This window comes from Ramlibacter sp. JJN2-2R (genome assembly GCF_057747835.1).
Genome location: NZ_CM173226.1, coordinates 2,681,722 through 2,701,588 on the forward strand (window position 1 = coordinate 2,681,722; position 19,867 = coordinate 2,701,588).

Annotated in this window: 19 protein-coding genes; 4 read left to right on the forward strand and 15 right to left on the reverse strand. The window is 69.4% G+C overall.

Annotated features, from left to right (window positions below; genetic code table 11):
* Positions 1-67 precede the first annotated feature (67 nt).
* The 4 genes from AC3ANR_RS13060 to AC3ANR_RS13075 form a co-directional block, all read right to left on the reverse strand.
* Complete coding sequence (locus AC3ANR_RS13060; protein ID WP_488288536.1) at positions 68-3,199, reverse strand: efflux RND transporter permease subunit; 3,132 nt, start codon at positions 3,197-3,199, stop codon at positions 68-70.
* A 15-nt stretch (positions 3,200-3,214) separates the two neighbouring features.
* Positions 3,215-4,567 (reverse strand): efflux RND transporter periplasmic adaptor subunit, encoded by a 1,353-nt coding sequence (locus AC3ANR_RS13065; protein ID WP_488288537.1) that lies wholly within the window; start codon positions 4,565-4,567, stop codon positions 3,215-3,217.
* Between the two features lie 171 nt (positions 4,568-4,738).
* A complete protein-coding gene (rnhA, locus tag AC3ANR_RS13070) occupies positions 4,739-5,203 on the reverse strand; it encodes a ribonuclease HI (protein WP_488288538.1) in 465 nt (154 codons plus the stop codon).
* The gene (locus AC3ANR_RS13075; RefSeq protein ID WP_488288539.1) at positions 5,200-5,964 is read right to left on the reverse strand and encodes a class I SAM-dependent methyltransferase; all 765 of its coding nucleotides are present in this window, start codon (positions 5,962-5,964) and stop codon (positions 5,200-5,202) included. The genes rnhA and AC3ANR_RS13075 overlap by 4 nt, the downstream gene beginning before the upstream one ends.
* 19 nt (positions 5,965-5,983) lie before the next feature.
* Between AC3ANR_RS13075 and gloB the strand changes: the two genes are divergently transcribed.
* Positions 5,984-6,757 carry a hydroxyacylglutathione hydrolase gene (gene gloB, locus AC3ANR_RS13080; protein WP_488288540.1) on the forward strand — a complete coding sequence of 258 codons (774 nt, stop codon included), beginning with the start codon at positions 5,984-5,986 and terminating at the stop codon, positions 6,755-6,757.
* Positions 6,736-8,283, forward strand: coding sequence for a transglycosylase SLT domain-containing protein (locus AC3ANR_RS13085; RefSeq protein WP_488288541.1), 1,548 nt, complete (start codon positions 6,736-6,738; stop codon positions 8,281-8,283). Before gloB ends, AC3ANR_RS13085 begins: the two co-directional genes overlap by 22 nt.
* A 49-nt stretch (positions 8,284-8,332) precedes the next feature.
* Here AC3ANR_RS13085 and AC3ANR_RS13090 read toward each other — a convergent pair whose 3' ends face one another.
* The 3 genes from AC3ANR_RS13090 to AC3ANR_RS13100 are packed head-to-tail and all read right to left on the reverse strand — an operon-like array spanning position 8,333 to position 11,019.
* Positions 8,333-9,370: an NAD-dependent epimerase/dehydratase family protein gene (locus AC3ANR_RS13090; protein ID WP_488288542.1), complete on the reverse strand. Its 1,038-nt coding sequence runs from the start codon at positions 9,368-9,370 to the stop codon at positions 8,333-8,335.
* A gap of 42 nt (positions 9,371-9,412) precedes the next feature.
* Positions 9,413-9,943, reverse strand: a complete 531-nt coding sequence (rfbC, locus tag AC3ANR_RS13095; RefSeq protein WP_488288543.1) for a dTDP-4-dehydrorhamnose 3,5-epimerase — start codon at positions 9,941-9,943, stop codon at positions 9,413-9,415.
* The gene (locus AC3ANR_RS13100) at positions 9,940-11,019 is read right to left on the reverse strand and encodes a hypothetical protein (RefSeq protein WP_488288544.1); all 1,080 of its coding nucleotides are present in this window, start codon (positions 11,017-11,019) and stop codon (positions 9,940-9,942) included. Before AC3ANR_RS13100 ends, rfbC begins: the two co-directional genes overlap by 4 nt.
* 252 nt (positions 11,020-11,271) lie before the next feature.
* Here AC3ANR_RS13100 and AC3ANR_RS13105 point away from each other — a divergent pair, with 252 nt between their 5' ends.
* Positions 11,272-12,552 (forward strand): methyltransferase domain-containing protein, encoded by a 1,281-nt coding sequence (locus AC3ANR_RS13105; RefSeq protein WP_488288545.1) that lies wholly within the window; start codon positions 11,272-11,274, stop codon positions 12,550-12,552.
* On the forward strand, positions 12,549-13,880 hold the full coding sequence (locus AC3ANR_RS13110; RefSeq protein WP_488288546.1) for a DUF4910 domain-containing protein: 1,332 nt from the start codon (positions 12,549-12,551) through the stop codon (positions 13,878-13,880). Before AC3ANR_RS13105 ends, AC3ANR_RS13110 begins: the two co-directional genes overlap by 4 nt.
* On the opposite strand, the gene AC3ANR_RS13115 is transcribed toward AC3ANR_RS13110, so the two are convergent.
* The 8 genes from AC3ANR_RS13115 to AC3ANR_RS13150 form a co-directional block, all read right to left on the reverse strand.
* Positions 13,863-14,525, reverse strand: coding sequence for a PIG-L deacetylase family protein (locus AC3ANR_RS13115; RefSeq protein ID WP_488288547.1), 663 nt, complete (start codon positions 14,523-14,525; stop codon positions 13,863-13,865). The two genes, AC3ANR_RS13110 and AC3ANR_RS13115, sit on opposite strands and share 18 nt — an antisense overlap.
* A gap of 9 nt (positions 14,526-14,534) precedes the next feature.
* Positions 14,535-15,323 carry a glycosyltransferase family protein gene (locus AC3ANR_RS13120; protein WP_488288548.1) on the reverse strand — a complete coding sequence of 263 codons (789 nt, stop codon included), beginning with the start codon at positions 15,321-15,323 and terminating at the stop codon, positions 14,535-14,537.
* A 217-nt stretch (positions 15,324-15,540) separates the two neighbouring features.
* Positions 15,541-16,380 (reverse strand): ABC transporter permease, encoded by an 840-nt coding sequence (locus AC3ANR_RS13125; protein ID WP_488288549.1) that lies wholly within the window; start codon positions 16,378-16,380, stop codon positions 15,541-15,543.
* Positions 16,381-16,382: 2 nt separating this feature from the next.
* Entirely contained in the window at positions 16,383-17,195 is an 813-nt protein-coding gene (locus AC3ANR_RS13130; RefSeq protein WP_488288550.1) for an ABC transporter ATP-binding protein, read from the reverse strand.
* Positions 17,196-17,262: 67 nt separating this feature from the next.
* The gene (locus tag AC3ANR_RS13135) at positions 17,263-18,309 is read right to left on the reverse strand and encodes an ABC transporter substrate-binding protein (RefSeq protein WP_488288551.1); all 1,047 of its coding nucleotides are present in this window, start codon (positions 18,307-18,309) and stop codon (positions 17,263-17,265) included.
* A gap of 115 nt (positions 18,310-18,424) precedes the next feature.
* Complete coding sequence (locus AC3ANR_RS13140) at positions 18,425-18,838, reverse strand: MAPEG family protein (protein ID WP_488288552.1); 414 nt, start codon at positions 18,836-18,838, stop codon at positions 18,425-18,427.
* A gap of 85 nt (positions 18,839-18,923) precedes the next feature.
* Positions 18,924-19,511: a recombination mediator RecR gene (recR, locus tag AC3ANR_RS13145; RefSeq protein WP_488288553.1), complete on the reverse strand. Its 588-nt coding sequence runs from the start codon at positions 19,509-19,511 to the stop codon at positions 18,924-18,926.
* A 4-nt stretch (positions 19,512-19,515) separates the two neighbouring features.
* The gene (locus AC3ANR_RS13150; RefSeq protein WP_488288554.1) at positions 19,516-19,848 is read right to left on the reverse strand and encodes a YbaB/EbfC family nucleoid-associated protein; all 333 of its coding nucleotides are present in this window, start codon (positions 19,846-19,848) and stop codon (positions 19,516-19,518) included.
* Between the last annotated feature and the right edge of the window lie 19 nt (positions 19,849-19,867).

Here is a 19,867-nt window from a genome sequence, read left to right on the forward strand (position 1 = left end):
CCTGTTGTCGGACGGCGGCGACCCTACCGTGGAACGCGACGGTCGGCGCGCCGCCGCTACGGATCGGTTACTTGGCGATGAGGTCGCCGTGGGCGTGCGGCGCGGCGTCCCCGCGCTCCTTCGCCTTGTTGGCGCCCGGCACCTCGCGGCGCGCGAACAGCATGTACATGGTCGGCACGACGAACACCGTCAGCGAGGTGCCCAGCGCCATCCCGCCCACGATCACCCAGCCGATCTGGATCCGGCTCTCGGCACCGGCGCCGGTGGCCAGCGCCAGCGGGACCGCGCCCAGCACCATCGCGCCGGTGGTCATCAGGATCGGGCGCAGCCGCAGCGAGGCCGCCTCGACCACCGCGTCGACCAGCTCGCGGCCCTGCTCGCGCAGCTGGTTGGTGAACTCGACGATCAGGATGCCGTGCTTGGTGATCAGGCCCACCAGCGTGATCAGGCCGATCTGCGAATAGACGTTCAGCGACCCGCCGGACAATTTCAGCGCCAGCAGCGCGCCGATCATCGACAGCGGCACCGACAGCATGATCACCAGCGGGTCGACGAAGCTCTCGAACTGCGCCGACAGCACCAGGAAGATGAACACCAGCGCCAGCACGAACACGACGGCCAGCGCGCCCTGCGAGTTGCGGAACTCGCGCGAGGTGCCGTTCAGGTCGGTGGTGTAGCCCGGCTTGAGCACCTTGGCCGCCGTCTGGTCCATGAATGCCAGCGCCTGGCCGAGCGAATAGTCCGGCGCCAGGTTGGCCGTGATGGTGGCCGAGCGGCGCTGGCCGAAGTGATTGAGCTCGCGCGGACTCACGCTCTCGCTCACCTTCACCAGCGCCGACAGCGGGATCATGGTGTCGTTGCGGCCGCGCACGTAGATGCCGTCGATGTCCTCGGGCGTGGTGCGGCCGCTGGGGCGGTTCTGGATGATCACGTCGTACTGTTCGGCATCGCGCTTGTAGCGCGTCACCTGGCGGCCGCCCAGCGTGGTCTCCAGCGCGCGTGCCACGACGTCGACGCCCACGCCCAGGTCGGCGGCCCGGTCGCGGTTCACCTCGATGCGCAGCTCCGGCTTGTTCAGCCGCAGGTCGATGTCCACGCCCTGGATGCCGGGGTTGCGCCCGATCTCGTCGGCGACCTGCCGCGCCACGCGCGAGAGGTTCTCGTAGCTGTCGGAGGTCTGGATCACGAAGTTCAGCGGCCGGTCGCGAAAGCCCTGGCCGAGCGAGGGCGGCGTGATCACGAACGCGTTGACCCCCGGCAGGTTCGCCAGCTTGGGGCTCATCTCGCGCGCGATCTCCAGCGTCGTCTTGTGGCGCTTTTCCCAGTCGATGGCCCGGTACACCACGCTGCCCTGCGACACCGTGGGGTTGCCCAGGCTGGCGAAGATGCGGTCGAACTCGGGGTACTGCTGGCCCAGCTTCTCGAGCTCCTTCGCATAGCGGTCGGTGTAGTCGAGCGTGGCGCCGTCCGGGGCGTTGATGTTGGCCAGGATGGTGCCGCGGTCCTCCAGCGGCGACAGCTCGGACTTCATCGTCGGCCAGATCAGGGCGATGGCCGCCGCGCTGGCCAGCATCACCCCGATGACGATCCAGCGCGCCTGCAGCAGCACGCCGGCCGCGCCCGGCCGGCGGGCCGTGAGCACCCAGCGCAGCAGCCGGCCGTAGCCATTGGACAGCCGGGTCAGCACGCGCTCCATCCCGCGGTCGAACCAGTTGGGCTTGGGGTTGTGCCGCAGCAGCTGCGAGCACATCATGGGCGTGAGCGTCAGCGCCACGAAGCCCGAGACCAGCACTGCGCCGGCCAGGGCCAGCGCGAACTCGACGAACAGCCGCCCCGTGCGCCCGGGCGTGAACGCGAGCGGCGCGTACACGGCCACCAGCGTCAGTGTCATGGTGATCACGGCGAAGCCGATCTCGCGCGCGCCCTTGATCGCGGCCGAGAACGGATCGAGCCCCTCCTCGATGTGCCGGAAGATGTTCTCCAGCATCACGATGGCGTCGTCCACGACCAGGCCGATGGCCAGCACCAGCGCCAGCAGCGTCAGCGTGTTGATGCTGAAGCCGGCCAGCGCCATCATCGCGAAGGTGCCGATCAGGCTGACCGGGATGGTGATGATCGGGATGATCGACGCGCGTACCGTGCGCAGGAACACGAAGATCACCAGCGCCACCAGCACCACGGCCTCGCCGATGGTGTGGTAGACGTTGCGCACCGAGCGGTCGATGAACAGCGAGTTGTCGTTGGCGACTTCGATGTTGATGTTCGGCGGGAGGTCCTGCTTGAGCTTGGGGATCATCTCCCGCACGCCCTGCGACAGCGTCAGCGGGTTGGCGGTCGCCTGGCGGATCACGCCGGTGCCGATGGCGGGCCGGCCGTTCAGGCGCATGCCGCTGCGCACGTCCGCCGGGGCTTCCTCGACCCGGGCGACGTCGCGCAGGCGCACGGGAAAGCCATTGACGGTCCTGACCACGATGTCGCCGAACTGGGCCGGGCGCACCAGGTTGGTCTGCGAGGTGACGCTGAACTCGCGCTGCTGCGACTCGATGCGCCCGGCCGGCACCTCGAGGTTGTTGCGCCGCACGGCGTCCTCGATGTCCTGCGTGGTCAGCCGGTAGCCCGCGAGCTTGTCCGGGTCCAGCCACACGCGCATGGCGTAGCGGCGCTCGCCGAAGATGCGCACGTCGGCCACGCCGGTCACCGTCTGCAGGCGCGGCTTGACGATGCGATTGACCATGTCGTTGATCTGCAGCGGCGAGAACGTGTCGCTGGTGAACGCGAGCCACAGGACCGGGAAGGCGTCGGCCTCGACCTTGGCGATCACCGGCTCGTCGATCTCCTGCGGCAGCTTGTTGCGCACGCGCGAGGTGCGGTCGCGCACCTCGGCGGCGGCCGCGTCGGCGTCCTTCTCCAGCCGGAAGCGCACCGAGATCTGGCTCTGCTCGGCGCGGCTGATGGACGTGAGCACGTCCACGCCGTCGATGCCGGCGATCGAGTCTTCCAGCGGCTTGGTGACCTGCGACTCGATCACCTCGGCCGAGGCGCCTTTGTAGTTCACGCTGACCGTGACCACCGGCTCGTCGATCTTGGGGTACTCGCGCACCGCGAGCCGGTTGAAGCTGACCGCGCCGATCAGCAGGATCAGCAGCGACAGCACGGTGGCGAACACCGGGCGGCGGATGGCAATCTCGGGCAGCTGCATCGCGGCTCCTGCGGGTCAGCGCGCGGGACGGCCCGGCCCGGAGGCCCGCGCCGTGGCGTCCGCCACCTGGGTCGTGCTGCAGGGATTGGCGCCGGCCGGCCTGGCGGCGGCGACGGCGGCCGGCTGGCTGGCGGCCGCGGGGGCCGGCGCTGCCGGTGCCGTGGCGACACCGGCGTTCGCGGCCGGGGGCGCCGCCGCGTCGGCCGGGGCGGCCGCCGGCGCCGACGCAGCTGGCGTCGCACCGGGGGCCCGGGCCAGCTCCATCACGCGCACCACCATGCCATCGCGCTGGATGCGCTGCTGGCCCGCGGTGACGACCACGTCGCCGGGCTGCAGGCCCTCGGTGATCTCCACGCGGCCGGGCTGGCGGATGCCGACCTTCACGTCCACCCGCTGGGCGACCTTGCTGTCCTGGTCGGGGCCGTCGACGAGCCGGTACACGAACAGCCGGTTGCCCTGCGGCACGATGGCCTCCTCGGGCACCACGCGCGCGCCGTCACGCTGGCCGAAGATGGCACTGACACGGGCGAACATGCCCGGCCGCAGCGCGAGCTGGCGGTTGTCGATGCAGCCGCGGATGCCGATGGAGCGGCCGTTCGCGTCGACGGCGGGATCGATCGCCTGGATCACCGCGTTCCAGCGGCGGCCCGGCAACACGTCGGTCTGCACCACCGCCACCTGGCCCGGCTTGAGCTTGGCCTGGTAGCGCTCGGGCAGCCGGAAGTCGACGTACACGGCGTCGAGGTCCTCGATGTTCACGATGTCCGCGCCGTCCTTGAGGTAGTCGCCCACGTTCACCGTGCGGATGCCGGCGATGCCGTCGAACGGCGCCACGAGCCGAAGGCGCGCCGCCGTCGCCGTGGCCAGGGCGAGCTTGGCATCGGCCACCTGCAGGTTGGCTGCGCTCTCCTCGACCTGGCGCTGGCTGATGAAGTTCTGCGCCACCAGTTCCTGGTTGCGCTTGTGGTTGGCGCGCGCGATCGACAGCTCGGCACGGGCCTGCTGCACCTGGGCGAGCGGCAGCTGGTCGTCCAGTTGCACCAGCAGCTGGCCGCGGCGCACGCGCTCGCCATCGCGGAAGTTGATGCGCGTGATGCGGCCGCTGACCTCGGGCCGCAGCATCACGCTCTGGCGCGAACGCAGGCTGCCCACCGCCTGCGCGTCGTCGCTCAGGCGCTGCACTTCCACGCGCGCCACTTCGACCATCGGCGCGGCGGCCTTGGCGCCGGCCTCTCCCGCCGATGCGGTGGAGGCGGCGGCACCTGTCGGCGCCGTGGCGGCCGGCTTGTGCTGGTACCACCAGGCGGCGGCGGAGGCGGCCGCGATGCCGACGGCGGCGATCGCGATGTGGAGGGGCTTGGAGGCCATGGACTTCGAGGCTGGTGGAGACGGCCCCGGCACCGCGCGCCAAGCGCGCCGCGACGGGCAACGCATCATTGTGGCAGCGCAATGCGCCGCGCCCATGAGGGCGCGCCCCAACTCCCGGCTCGTTCGTGGGACGGCGGGGCCGGCTTTACGCGCCGTTTACCGGGCCGCGGCTCAGGCGGCCGGCGGCTTGCGGCGCCCGAGCGCCACCTCGACGCCCATGTTGGCCAGCGCGTCAGCGCGCTCGTTGCCGGGATCGCCGTTGTGGCCGCGCACCCAGCGCCAGTCGATCACGTGGCCGCCGCCCTGCACCAGGCCGTCGAGCTGCTGCCAGAGTTCGACGTTCTTCACCGGCGTCTTGCCGGCGGTGCGCCAGCCCTTGGCCTTCCAGCCGGGCAGCCACTCGGTGATGCCCTTGAGCACGTACTGGCTGTCGATGTAGAGCGTGACGGCGCACGGGCGCTTGAGCGCCGACAGCGCCTGGATCACGGCCGTGAGCTCCATGCGGTTGTTGGTCGTGCCCGGCTCACCGCCGAACAGTTCCTTCTCGTTGCTGCCCGAGCGCAGCAGGACGCCCCAGCCGCCCGGGCCGGGGTTGCCCTTGCAGGCGCCGTCGGTGTAGACCACCACCTGGTTCAAACCGTCTCCTTGGTCATGTCGTGTTGTGGCTGGCGGTTGGCCAGCGGCACCGGGGCCGTGGGCAGTGCCTTGGCCGGTTTCCAGAACTTGCCCACCAGCTTGGGGCCCGGGATGCGCTTGGTGGCGACGATGAAGTACACCGCGCCCAGGATGGGCCACCAGCGCTCGCCGGCGATGTCCATCCAGTCGAAGCGGCCCAGCCACTTGTCGGTCAGCAGCGCGGGCCGGTAGCAGCCGAAGTTGCCGGTCTCGACCTCGAAATTGAGCAGCCGCAGCCAGTCGCGCAGGCGACGGTAGCCGATGAACTCGCCCGCGTCGGGCAGGAACAGCTGGCCGAAGCCCAGGCGCCGGTACAAATGCGCGCGCCGTTGGCGCAGGCCCCACAGGCTATACGGGTTGAGGCAGGAAATCACGACCTTGCCCTCGGGCATCAGCACGCGCTCGACTTCGCGCAGCGTGGCGTGCGGGTCGTGGTTCAATTCCAGCGCATGCGGCAGCACGACGAGGTCGAGGCTGTTGGCCTCGAACGGCAGCGCCGCGTAGTCGGTCAGCAAGGCGGGGCGGCGCGGGCCGGCGACGGGCGCGGACTCGCGCAGCCCGAGCCATTTGTACGGCATCCGGTTGGCGGCGAGCGCATCGAGCTCCGGCACGCCCAGTTGCAGCGCGTGGTAGCCGAAGATGTCCGCCACGGCGCGATCGAACTCGGCCCGCTCCCAGGCCAGCAGGTAGCGGCCCGGGGGGGTCTCGAACCACTCATGCATTCCTATAATCGCATCGCTCATGACGTTGATTCCCCTGCCCGCCTTCCAGGACAACTACCTCTGGGTGTTGCATGACGGGCATCGGGCGCTGGTGGTGGATCCCGGCGACGCACAACCGGTGTTCGACTTCCTGCAGCGGTCCGGCTTGCAACTGGACGCGATTCTAGTCACGCACCACCACCCGGACCACGTGGGCGGCGTCGACCGCCTGCGCGACGCCACCGGCGCGCCGGTGTACGGTCCCGCGCGCGAACGCATCCCGCCACCCTTCACCCCGCTGGCCGGTGGCCAGTCGGTGCAGGTGCTGGGCATCACGTTCGAGGTGATGGACGTGCCCGGCCACACCGCCGGCCACATCGCCTACCACGCACCCGACGTGGACGGCCGCCCCCTGCTGTTCTGCGGCGACACCCTGTTCTCCGGCGGCTGCGGCCGGCTGTTCGAGGGCACGCCGGCGCAGATGCTCGCGTCGCTCGATGCGATCGCGGCGCTGCCCGCGGCCACCCGGGTGTGCTGCACGCACGAATACACGCTGTCCAACCTGCGCTTCGCGCGTGCCGTGGAGCCGGACAACGAGGACCTGCGCCGCTACCAGGCCCGGTGCGAGGCACTGCGCCAGCGAGGCGAACCGACCCTGCCCGCCACCCTGGGCGAGGAGTTGCGCATCAACCCGTTCCTGCGCGTTCGCGAGCCCGCCGTGGCCCGCGCCGCGCAGGCTTTCGACGGGGCCCGTCCCGGGGACGACGTGGCGGTGTTCACCGCCATCCGCCAATGGAAGAACGAATTCAGATGAAGCTGCACGCCGCCGGCCTAGTCCTGGCGCTCCTGTTGGCCGGTTGCGCCAGCACGCCCACCCCGGCCCCCGACGAAACGCCGAGCCCCAAGTCCGCACCCGCCGTCACCGGCGAAGCATCGCCGCCCCCGGCCGCCGTGCTCCCCCGCGGTCCCCTCAAGCCGATCACGCCCACCGAGATGTCGCCGTCGCGCAGCGTGGTGACCACGCAGCCGCCGGCCGACCTGTGGGAGCGCATCCGCGCCGGCTTCGCCATGCGCGAGCTGAACAACGACCTGGTGCACCAGCAGGAGCAGTGGTACGCGAGCCGGCCCGACTACATGCAACGCATGACGGACCGCTCGCGCAAGTACCTGTTCCACATCGTCGAGGAGCTGGAGCGCCGTGGCATGCCGAGCGAACTGGCGCTGCTGCCCTATGTCGAGAGCGCGTTCAACCCGCAGGCGGTGTCCAGCGCGCGTGCCGCGGGCATGTGGCAGTTCATGCCGGGCACGGGCCGCGACTACGACCTGAAGCAGAACTTCTTTCGCGACGACCGCCGCGACGTGCTCGCCTCGACGCGGGCCGCGCTCGACTACCTGCAGCGGCTGTACACGATGTTCGGCGACTGGCACCTCGCCCTGGCCGCCTACAACTGGGGCGAAGGCAACGTCAGCCGCGCCATCGCGCGCAACCAGCGCGCCGGCCTGGGCACCTCGTACACCGACCTGAACATGCCCAACGAGACGCGCAACTACGTCCCGAAGCTGCAGGCGGTCAAGAACATCCTGGCCAACCCCGACCAGTTCCACGCCGAGCTGCCGGTCATCGAGAACCACCCGTACTTCGACATGGTGACGGTCGACCGGGACATCGACACGGCGCTGGCCGCCAAGCTCGCCGGGGTGGAGCTGGATGACTTCAAGGCCCTGAACCCGCAGCTGAACCGGCCCGTGATCCTGGCCGCCGGCACGCCGCAGATCCTGCTGCCCTGGGACAACGCCAAGGTGTTCCAGCGCAACCTGGCCGCCTACACCGAGGGCCGCTTCGCCACCTGGACGGCCTGGACGGTGCCCGGCACGATGAGCGTCGCCGAGGCCGCGCGCCGCGCGGGCATGAGCGAGAACGAGCTGCGCAGCATCAACACCATCCCGCCGCGCATGCTGATCAAGGGCGGCTCGGTGCTGGTGGTGCCGCGCTCGCCCGACAAGGCGGACGACGTGGCCAGCCACGTGGCCCAGAACGGCCAGCTCAGCCTCGCACCCGAGATGCAGCTGCGCCGCATGACCGTCAAGGCGGGCCGGCGCGACTCGGTGGCCTCGATCGCGCGCCGCTTCCGCGTCGCCCCGGCGCAGGTGGCCGAGTGGAACAACGTGGGCAGCGGCGCCAGCTTCAAGGCCGGCCAGCAGGTGGTGGTGTACGTGCCAGTGCGCGCCAAGGCGGGGCCCCGCGTGCACGGCGCCGCCATGAAGCTGCCGCACGGCCCGCGCAATGCCGGCGGCGGCAAGCCCCGCACCCGCGCGGTGCAGAAGCAAAAGCGCCGCTGACGCACCTCGGGCGGTCCATGCTGCGGGGCGCGCGTGGACCGCGGCGCCCTCAATGCCGCCAGAAGAACCGGTCGTCGAGCTGCCCCGACGCGCTGAGGTACTTCAGCTGCTTGAGCCGGGTGAACGGCCTGGCGGCGAAGGTGGCGGCGTCGATGCCGATGCGCTCGAACACCTCATGCAGCTGGCGGGCGCCCCGGCGCGCGTCCCAGGCACAGCGGAAGCCGGGCAGCTGCCGGTGGATCTTCGAGAAGTCGACCCGGTAGCTGCGGTTGTCGCCGCCGCTCGGCCCGAAGGTCAGCTCGCAGCCGGGATAGACCGTCGCCACGATCTGCGCGATCTCGCGCACCTGGTAGTTGTCGGCGTCGTGGCCCACGTTGAAGACCTCGCCGTGGACTGCGTCCTGCGGCCCCTCCAGCACGCAGGCGATCGCCTCGCAGATGTCCAGCACGTGCACCAGCGGGCGCCAGGGCGTGCCGTCGCTGGTCATCGCGATCTTGCCGGTCGTGGCCGCGACGCCGCACAGGTTGTTCAGCACGATGTCGAACCGCATCCTGGGCGAGGCCCCGTAGGCGGTCGCGTTGCGCAGGAAGGTCGGCGAAAAACCCGGCGCCGCCAGCGCGCCGACGTCGCGCTCGACCAGCGTCTTGCAGGTGGCGTACGCGGTCTGCGGATTGACCGGCGAGCGCTCGGTCATCGGCTCGCCGCCGTCCGCCACGCCATAGACGCTGCACGAGGACGTGTAGACGAAGCGCTTCACGCCCGCGGCCCTGGCCAGCCCGGCCAGCCGCACCGAGGCCTGGTGGTTGATCTGGAACGTCAGCTCGGGGACGTTCTCGCCCAGCGGGTCGTTGGATAGCTCCGCCAGGTGGACCACCGCGTCGACACCCTGCAGGTGCTCGGGCTGCAGCTCGCGGATGTCGCCGTAGATCGTGCGCGGCAGGCCAGGCACCAGCACGCGGTCGCTGAACAGCCACCCGTCGCGGTAGTAACCCGTGTCGAACCCCACGACCTCGTGCCCGCGCGCCTGGAGGAGCGGCGCCAGCAGGCACCCGATGTAGCCTTCGACACCCGTGACAAGCAGCTTCATGGTGATCCCTTTCCTTGCTCGTGATTCGATGGTCGCGGCGCCTCAGCGGACGAAGTCCGGCCAGGCACGGTCCTTCTGCGAAACCTGCGTCACCGGCACCGGCCACTCGATGCGGAACGCCGGGTCGTCGTGCCGCGCGCCGCGCGCGGCGTCCGGCGCGTGGAACTCGGACATCTGGTAGCAGACGACTGCGTCGTCCGACAGCGCGATGAACCCATGGGCGAACCCCTTGGGCACCAGCAGCATCCGCCCGTTCGCCTCGCTCAGCTCGACGCCCAGCCACCTGCAGCAGGTCGGCGACTCGGGGCGGATGTCGACGATCACGTCCCAGACGGCCCCGCGCACGCAGCACACCAGCTTGTCCTCCTGGTGCGGCGCGGCCTGCCAGTGCATCCCCCGCACCGTGCCCGCGTGGCGCGTGACGGACATGTTGGCCTGCACCATCCGCGCCGGCAGGCCGTGGGCCGCGAACTCGCGCTCGCAATAGGTGCGCGCGAAGGAGCCGCGTTCATCGCAGCGCGGCTCGGGGTCGACCAGCGTCGCGCCGGCCAGCTCGGTCGGCGTGAAGATCATGGCCTCACGGCCCCGCCGCCCAGGTTGGGCGCCTGGTGCACGTGCAGTCCGGGCTTGGCCCTCGGCGCCTCGGGGGCCGCCCGGGTGCCGGCGAGCGTGCGCAGCGGCAGTGGCACCGCATCCGCCACCGCCCGCGACGGCGCCTCGTGCAGAAGCTGTGCGAGCACCTGCAGCCGGATCGGGGCCTGCGGGTCGTCCGGAAACTTGCGCGCGAAGAATGCGCGCGAGTTGCGCAGCAGCTCCAGGTCGCCCTCGCCGAAGCAGCCGGTGCGCGCGCCGTTGTACGCCTTGACCACGTGGTTCATCGGCCCCTTGGTGGTGACGAGCTGCATCAGGAAAGTCGGGAACAGGAACTCCTCGGGGATGCGCAGCCGGCTGAAGTAGTCGCGCATGCCTGGCCGCGCGAACAGGCCGACCATGCCCGCGACGATCTCGCGGCGGGCGCCGAACCAGGCCGTGCCGTAGTACGGATGGAAGCTGTCGTCGAACGGATGGCGCGCGATCGAGGGGTGCCGCAGCGCGTGGATGAGCAGTTCCGCCGGCCGTGCCAGCAGTCCCCTGCCCCCGCCGCTGCGCAGCCAGATTCCCGCTTCGTCCCGGCGCCCGCACGACGGGGCGAAATAGGCATCGGTGGCGCGCCGGGCCAGCCGGTGGCGGAACGAGTCCTGCGGCGTGAACGCGCGGTAGCCCACGTTCATCAGCGCGTCGCGATCGCGCAGCAGGTCGACGCAGTCAAAGTGCGCCTGCGCGTCCCCGGACACGCGGGCCTCGAACTGCGCCATCGGGGCGATCGGAAGGCACGTGGGACTGAGCAGCTGCAGGTAGTCGAAGTCCAGATGGGCCAGCGCGTACCGCAGCGAGTGGAAGATGCCGTCGACGAAGCCGAAGAAGGCCCAGCCGGTGCGCCTGGGATCGGGCACGAACCGGACGTTCGGCGCCTGCAGGGCGAAGTCCGGCGTCTGCGAGAAGTCGTGATGCACGAGCACGGTGTGCGGCGCGAGCGCGCGGGCCAGCTGGTCGACCGTCTGTGGCTTGGCGACCGCCGACATCACCAGGAACACAATACGTGGCTGCATTGCTTCTCCCTCGGGGCAGGACCATCGCCCCGCCGCCGTGGCGGGCCCGGTCACACTGCCGCGCCAACTATAGGGACGCACGGCGCACGCGTGAATGGCGACTCGGCCTTTTCGGCGCCGTCCTACGCGATGGCCTCGCGCCGTCCGACGCGCCTGCCCCCTCCGGCCCGCTTCCCGTTCTGATAATGAAATCACTGTCCAGCCAGCGGGCCCTTCGGCCGGACCCAGCCTTGATCGGAGGTCATTTCATCCATGTCGACCATGATGAACCAGCTCGATGCGCCAAGGAAGAGTCCGCTGAGGCAGCCCACGTGCCGCTTCTGCGGTGCCGCGCTGCACCACACGTTCACCGACCTGGGCATGTCGCCGCCGTGCGAGAGCTTCCTGGCGGCCGAGCAACTGAACCAGATGGAGGCGTTCTATCCGCTGCACGTGCACGTGTGCGAGCACTGCTTCCTGGTGCAGCTGGAGGAGTACGTCAGCCCCGAACACATCTTCACCGAGTACGCGTACTTCTCGTCCTACTCGGACAGCTGGCTGGCCCACGCCAAGGCCTACACCGAGCGGATGGTGGACCGCTTCCACCTGGGCCGCGAGAGCCTGGCCGTCGAGCTGGCCAGCAATGACGGCTACCTGCTGCAGTACTTCATGGCGCAGGGCGTGCCCGTGCTGGGCGTCGAACCGGCGGCGAACGTCGCCCGCGAGGCGACCAAGAAAGGCATCCCGACGCTGGTGAAGTTCTTCGGCCGCGACCTGGCGCTCGAGATGGTGCGCGACGGCATCCGCGCCGACCTGATCCTGGGGAACAACGTGTTCGCCCACGTGCCCGACCTGTGCAGCTTCACCGAGGGCATGAAGATCCTGCTCAAGCCGCGGGGCGTGATCACGCTGGAGTTTCCCCACCTCATGCGGCTGATGGAGGGCAACCAGTTCGACACGATCTACCACGAGCACTTCTCGTACTTCTCGTTCATCACCGCGATGAAGGTGCTGGCGCGGTTCGACCTCGCGGTGTTCGACGTCGAGGAGCTGGCGAGCCACGGCGGCTCGCTGCGCGTCTACGCCTGCCATGCCGGCGACGATTCGCATCCCGTGGGCGAGCGCGTGCGCGAACTGGCCAGGCGCGAGGAAGCCGCCGGCTTCACCCGCATGGAGACGTACCGGTCCTTCGACGAGCAGGTCAAGGCGACCAAGCGGAACATCCTCGGCTTTCTCATCGACGCCCGGCGCAACGGCAAGACGGTGGCCGGCTACGGCGCGCCCGGCAAGGGCAACACCCTGCTGAACTATTGCGGCATCCGCACCGACCTCCTGGACTACACGGTCGACCGCAACCCGTACAAGCACGGCAAGTTCCTGCCGGGCACGCACATCCCCGTGTACGCCCCGGACAAGCTGCGCGAGACGCGGCCCGACTACGTGTTCATCCTGCCCTGGAACCTCAGGAAGGAGATCCGGGAGCAGCTGTCGTACATCCGCGAATGGGGCGGCAGGTTCGTGGTGCCCATCCCCGAGGTGGAGGTCTTCGAGTGACTTCGGGGGCCGGGGCTGGCCGCGACTTCGCGGTGCTCGGCCCGCGGATGCATGGGCTGGTGCGCGAGCTCTATCCGATCTGCCGCAGCATCACTGGCGACGGCGTGCGCCAGACGCTGGCGCGGCTGCAGCAGGAGATCCCGCTCGAGGTGCACGAGGTGCCCAGCGGCACCCCGGTGTTCGACTGGACCGTTCCCCGCGAGTGGAACATCCGCGATGCCTGGGTGAAGGACGCCAGGGGCGAGCGGATCATCGATTTCCGCCGCCACAACCTGCACGTCGTCAACTACAGCGTGCCGGTGCGGCGCACGATGTCCCTGGCCGAGTTGCGCCCCCACCTGCACTCGTTGCCCGACCAGCCGGACCTGATTCCCTATCGAACCTCCTACTACGAGGAGTCCTGGGGCTTCTGCCTGCCGCACCGGCAGCTGGAGCAGATGGCCGAGGGCGACTACGAGGTGTGCATCGATTCGACGCTGGCCGACGGCCACCTGACCTATGGCGAATGCGTGCTCGCGGGCACGTCGGACGAGGAGGTGCTGGTGTCCTGCCACGTCTGCCATCCCTCGCTGTGCGACGACAACCTGTCGGGCGTGGTCGTGGCGACCTACCTCGCAAAATGCATGGCGCAGGCGCCGCGCCGCTACACCTACCGATTCCTGTTCATTCCCGGCACGATCGGCTCGATCACGTGGCTGAGCCGCAACGAGGATCGCGCGCACCGCATCCGCCACGGCCTGGTGCTCACCTGCATCGGCGACCGCGCCGGCTTCACCTACAAGAAGAGCCGCCGGGGCGATGCGCCGATCGACGTCGCGGTGCGGCACGTCCTGCAGCACTCGCTGCGGGACTTCAGCACGATCGACTTCTCGCCCTACGGCTACGACGAGCGCCAGTACGGCTCGCCGGGCTTCGACCTGCCCGTCGGCTGCCTGATGCGCAGCCACCATGGCCAGTTTCCGCAGTACCACACGTCGGCCGACGACCCGGGCTTCGTCGACCCGGGCCAGCTGGCCGATGCCCTGGGCACCATCGTCTCGGTGTTCGACGTGCTCGAGCACGACCGTGCGTACCTGAACCTGAATCCGAAGTGCGAGCCGCAGCTGGGAAAGCGCGGCCTGTACCGCGCGGTGGGCGGGCGCGGCATCCGGCAGCTGGAGATGGCCATGCTGTGGGTGCTCAACCTCTCGGATGGGCGCTTCGGCCTGCTCGACATCGCCGAGCGCGCCGGCATCCCGTTCGACGTGGTGCGGGAAGCGGCGCAACTGCTCCTGGACCACGGCCTGCTGGCGCCGTGCGCCGCCGGCAATTCAGGGCCCGAGCACTAGCTTGCGGCAGTAGAACGCTTCGGCGTACCGGCCGGGCGCGGCGCACTCCACCCCGCGCAACCTGGCCAGCGCCAGGAAGGTGTCTTCGCTCAGCCACGCCTTGTTGGATTCGGACTGGAAGACCTGGCAGATGTGCCTGGCCTTGCGCTCGCAGGAGACCCGGTCCAGCGGGTTGAAGAAGTTGGGGCTGCCCAGGTCGCCGTCGTACTTGGGGATCTCGTACTCGAGGATCAGGTGCCGGCGCCACGTGTTCCACGTCAGGTCGCTGATGGTGCGGTGGTCCTGGTGGCGGTCGTCGCGGTAGTGGGTGAAGATGACGTCGGGGTCGACCTCGCGCTTGAGGCTCTCGAACGACTGCTTGATCTCCGCGCCCTGGTACGGAAAGAAGCCGTCGCGGAATTTCTGGACGATCACGCGCGCCGGCCGGCCCGCATCGCGCAGGAACAGCGCCGCGCTGGCGCGCGCTTCCTGCTCACGCTCGGCGGTGGAACTGAAGACCACCCAGGTCACCTCGACATCCGGCCGGCCGGCCAGCAGGTGCAGGATGGTGCCGCCGCAGCCGATCTCGATGTCGTCGCAATGCGCCCCCAGCAACAGGACCTTGAGCGGCGCGGCTGGATCCCGGCGGAACTGGATCGGCAGCATGGCGCCAGCTCAGTTCGGCACGACCTGCAGGTGCCCGGTCTCCCGGGCCTTGCCGCTGCCCTTCCACATCACCCAGGGCGCGGCCCCGCTGGCGTACAGGCTCTCCAGCTGCTGCTTGTCCTTGAGGGTGTCCATGCTGGCCCAGAAGCCGTCGTACACGTAGCCCAGCAGCTGCCGCTCGCGGGCGAGCCGCCGGAACGGCTCCTCGACCAGCTCCTCGTTGTCCCGCATGTAGCGGAAGATGTCCTTCTTGAAGACGAAGAAGCCGCCGTTGATGCGCGCGTTGCCGTTGTTGATCGGATGGATGTCGGTGACGAGGTCGGTGCCTTCCTGCATGGCGACCACGTGGTAGCTGAGGTTCGGCCGCACGCACATGAAGCTGGCCACCTTGTCCTGCCGGTGGAAGTGTTCCAGGTGCTCGGGCAGCGGCAGGTCGGTCAGGCCGTCGCTGTAGTTGGCCAGGAACTCGTCCTCGCCCTCCAGGTACTTGCGCGCGGCGCGCAGCCGCTGGCCGATGTTGGAGGAGATGCCCGTGTCCGCGAACGTGATGCGCCAGTCCTCGATGTCGCGTCCCATCAGCTCGAGCGTCTTGCCGCCGCCGGACAGCACGAAGTCGTTCGAGACGCACTCGTTGTAGTTGAGGAAGTAGTTCTTGATGGCGTCCGCCCGGTACCCCAGGCAGAGGATGAAGTCCTTGTGCCCGAAGTGGGCGTAGTACTTCATCACGTGCCACAGGAGCGGCCGGTCCCCGATGTGCACCAGGGGCTTGGGCAAATTCTCGGCATCGCGGATGCGCATGCCCAACCCACCACAAAACAAAACGACTTTCATGCCTGTCCTGTCCGTGTGTCGACCAAGGGGTCGCCTGCGACATCCGTGCAGGCGCGGAGCAGCCAGTGTGCAGAACTTCAGGTTGAAGCACATGAGCCACGGGGGCGCGTTTCAACCGTTACGCCTTGCCATTGGAAGAGCCGGCCACGCGGCAGCGGGCCGGCAACGGGACAGGACGGGAGGGCTAGAGCTTCTCGGTCTCGCCCTGCCTCGGTTGCCACTTCATGAGGCGGCGCTCGATGCGGCCGACGAGGCCGTCCAGCACGAGGGCGAACGCGGTCAGCACGACGATGCCGGCGAACACCGTGTTGACGTCGAACGTGCCCTCGGCCTGCAGGATGAGGTAACCGACGCCGCGCGCCGAGCCCAGGTATTCGCCGACCACCGCGCCCACGAAGGCCAGGCCCACCGAGGTGTGCAGGCTGGAGAACACCCAGCTGGTGGCGCTGGGCAGGTAGACGGTGCGCAGCAGTTGCTTGCGGTTGGCCCCGAGCATGCGCGCGTTGGCCAGCACCACCGGGCTGACCTCCTTGACGCCCTGGTAGACGTTGAAGAACACGATGAAGAACACCAGCGTGACCGCCAGCGCCACCTTGCTCCAGATGCCCAGGCCGAACCACAGCGCGAAGATCGGCGCCAGGATCACGCGCGGCATCGAGTTGGCGGCCTTGATGTAGGGGTCGAGGATCGCGCTGGCCGTGGGCGCCAGCGCGAGCCACAGGCCGAAGGCCAGGCCGAGCAGCGTGCCGATGCCGAAGGCCAGCACCGTCTCCAGCAGCGTGACGCCCAGGTGCACATAGATGTCGGCGCGGCCCTCCAGGCCGTCGGGGAACAGCGCGTTCGGCGCCACGGCCACCGGCAGGAACCACGACCAGACGCGGCCGGCGACCTTGATCGGCTCGCCGAGGAAGAAGGCCGTCTGGTCATTGCGCGAGACGACGTGCCAGAGCACCAGGATGACGAGGAGGAAGCCGACCTGCCAGGCACGCAGGTTCTTCTCGCCGGGACGCAGGGCGCTCCACATGGTCAGGCCGCCTTCTTCAGTTGCTGGGCGTAGCCCTTGAGGACCTCGTCGCGCAGCACGCCCCAGATCTGCGTGTGCAGCTCGACGAAGCGCGGGTCGGTGCGCACCTCGGCGACGTCGCGCGGACGCGGCAGGTCGATCGTGAATTCGCCGATCGGGTGCGTGGCGGGCCCGGCCGACAGCACCACCACGCGGTCGCTCATCGCGATGGCCTCGTCGAGATCGTGCGTGATGAACAGGACCGCCTTGCGCTTGGCGGCCCACAGGTCCAGCACCTCGTTTTCCATCAGCTGGCGGGTCTGGATGTCGAGCGCCGAGAACGGTTCGTCCATCAGGATGATGTCCGGGTCGAGCGCGAGCACCTGGGCGAGCGCGGTGCGCTTGCGCATGCCGCCCGACAGCTGGTGCGGATAGCGGTCCTCGAAGCCGGAGAGCCCGACGCGCGCCAGCCACGCCTGCGCCTCCTCGCGCGCCTGCGCCTCGGGCACGCCCCGGTACTGCAGGCCCACCATCACGTTGTCGATGGTGCTGCGCCAGGGCATCAGAGCCTCGGCCTGGAACATGTAGCCGGCGCGGCGGTTCACCCCGGCCAGCGGCTCGCCGAACACGCGCACCTCGCCGGAGGAAGCCTGCAGCAGCCCGGCCCCGACGTTCAGCAACGTCGACTTGCCGCAGCCGGTGGGGCCCACGACCGAGACGAATTCGCCCGCCGCGATGCGCAGCGTGGTGCGGCTGACCGCCGTGTAGCGCTGGCCCGGGTCGTCCTTCGATCGGAACGTGACCGAGATGTCCAGGAGTTCGAGTGCGTGCGACATGGGCCGCTAGCCTACCAAACGACGAGCCGGCCACTGGGGCCGGCCGCGGTGCGCGGGACGCGGCGCGTCACGCCTTGTACTTGTCCTTGGCCCGGCGCGCGAAGACGTTGGTGTAGGTCTTGGCGAGGTCGATGCGTTCGGGCTTGACGCTCGGCTCGAAGCTGGCCAGCGCCTTCAGCGCGGTGCGCGCGCCCTCGTCGGGCAGCTGGCCGTCCAGCGAGATCGCCTCGCGCACCTTGTTGAACGACGCCAGGTACAGCGCGCGGTCGCCCAGGAGGTAGGCCTCGGGCACGGTCTTGATGATGTCGCTGGGACCGGCGGTCTGCAGCCACTTGAGGCCGTGCACGATCGCATTGGCCAGCGCCTGGCAGGTGTTCGGGTTGTTCTTGACGAACTCGGCGTTCGTGTACAGGCACGCCGCCGGCATCGGCCCGCCGAACACCTCCTGCGTGCCCTTGAGGGTGCGCGTGTCGCTGATGATCTTCACGTCGCCGCGCTGCTCGAGCATCGTCATCACCGGGTCGGTGTTGCTCATGGCGTCGATCTGCCCCGAGCGCAGGGCGGTGAGCGCGCCGGCGGCGGTGCCGACCCCCACGTAGCTGACCTCGCTGGCCTTGATGCCTGCGCGCGAGAGCACGAGGTTGGCCACCATGTTCGTGGACGAGCCGGGCGCCGACACGCCGATCTTCTTGCCGCGCAGGTCGGACAGCTGCTTGTAGTGCGGCATGGTCTTGGTCGACACGCCCATGGCGATCTGCGGAGCCCGGCCCATGAGCACGATCGACTCGATGAACTGGTTCTTGCTCTGCATGTTGATGGTGTGCTCGTACGCGCCGCTGACGATGTCGGCGGAGCCGCCCACCAGCGCCTGCAGCGCCTTGGCGCCGCCGGCGAAGTCGGAGATCTCGACCTCCAGGCCCTCGGCCTTGAAGTACCCCAGCTGCTCGGAGATGGTGAGCGGCAGGTAGTAGAACGCCGCCTTGCCGCCCACCGCGATGGCGAGCCTGGGCTTCTCGATGCGGCCCTGCGCGCGCAGCGCGGGCACGGCCAGCGTGGCGGCGGCGGCCCCCGCGGCGATGGTGAAGCCGCGGCGGGTCAGGCGGGGGGTGGTCATGGGGTGTTTTCCTCTCTGCTTCTCGTGTGCAGCGAGCGTACCCAGCACCCCCGCGAACCGCATCCGGACCTCCCCTTGCGGGTTTTCACGTAAAGCGGAAAGGTTCAGCGCGGCGCTACTGCCAGGCGGACAGCAGGATGGCGATGTTGACCAGGAACGCGGCCGCCCAGATCGCGGAGCGCACGGTGGCCAGGCCCGCCACGTACATGGCGATGTAGATGATCCGCAGCGTGACGAACAGCACCGCCAGGATGTCCAGGCGGGTCTGCGGCGCGGCCAGCTGGTGCGCGATGATGACCGCACCGATGAAGAACGGCAGCGCCTCGAAACTGTTGGCCTGCGCGGCGTTGGCGCGCGCGCGCCAGTCGGTGAGCCGGTCGAGCCAGGCGCGCGGCGCCTGGTTGTCGTAGCCGCCCTGGCTGCGCGGCTTGCCGAAGCCGCCGGACTTGGCCAGGTAGGAGCACAGGTAGGGCAGCAGCACGGCCACCAGCACGCACCAGTAGGCCACGGTGAATCGCATCGTCGTCATCGTTCCCCTTCGCTCCCTCTCGTCGATCGTTGTCGTGTCGTTGTCGTTGTCGTTGTCTTGATCGTCGTGGCCGGATGCGCGCCCTTCAGCGGCGGTCCACCAGCGCGTGCGCGATGGTGCCCAGGTCCACGTATTCGAGTTCGCTGCCCGCGGGCACGCCGCGCGCCAGGCGCGTGACCTGCAGCCCGCGCTGCTTGAGTGCTTCGCCGATCACGTGCGCCGTGGCTTCGCCCTCGGCGGTGAAGTTGGTGGCCAGGATCACCTCCTGCACGACACCGTCGGTGGCGCGGTCGAACAGCTTGGCCAGCCCGATGTCGCGCGGGCCGATGCCGTCCAGCGGGCTGAGCTTGCCCATCAGCACGAAATAGCGGCCGCGGTAGGCGGCGGTGCGCTCCAGCGCGGCCTGGTCGGCGGGCGTCTCCACCACGCACAGCTTGGTGGCGTCACGGTTCGGGTCGCGGCAGGTGGCGCAGACCTCGTCCTCGGTGAAGGTGTGGCACAGCGTGCAGTGGCGGATGCGCGCCGTGGCCTGCATCAGCGACTGCGCGAGCAGCTGGGCGCCCTCGCGGTCGTGCTGCAGCAGGTGGAACGCCATCCGCGAGGCGGACTTCACCCCCACGCCCGGCAGGCGCCGCAGGGCTTCGATCAGGGCGTTGAGGGTCGAGTCGGCCAAGCGCTCAGAAGGGCAGCTTCATCCCGCCCGGCAGCCCAGGCATGCCGGCGGTGATCTTGCCCATCTTCTCCTGCGAGGTTTCCTCGGCCTTGCGCACGGCGGCGTTGAACGCGGCGGCGACCAGGTCCTCCAGCATGTCCTTGTCGTCCGCGAGCAGGCTCGGGTCGATGGCCACGCGCTTGACGTCGTGCTTGCAGGTCATGGTGACCTTCACGAGCCCGGCGCCGGACTCGCCGGTCACCTCGATGGTGGCGAGTTCGTCCTGCGCCTTCTTCAGGTTGTCCTGCATCGCCTGGGCCTGTTTCATGAGGCCGGCGAGCTGTCCCTTGTTGAACATGGTGGGTTTCCTTGCGTCG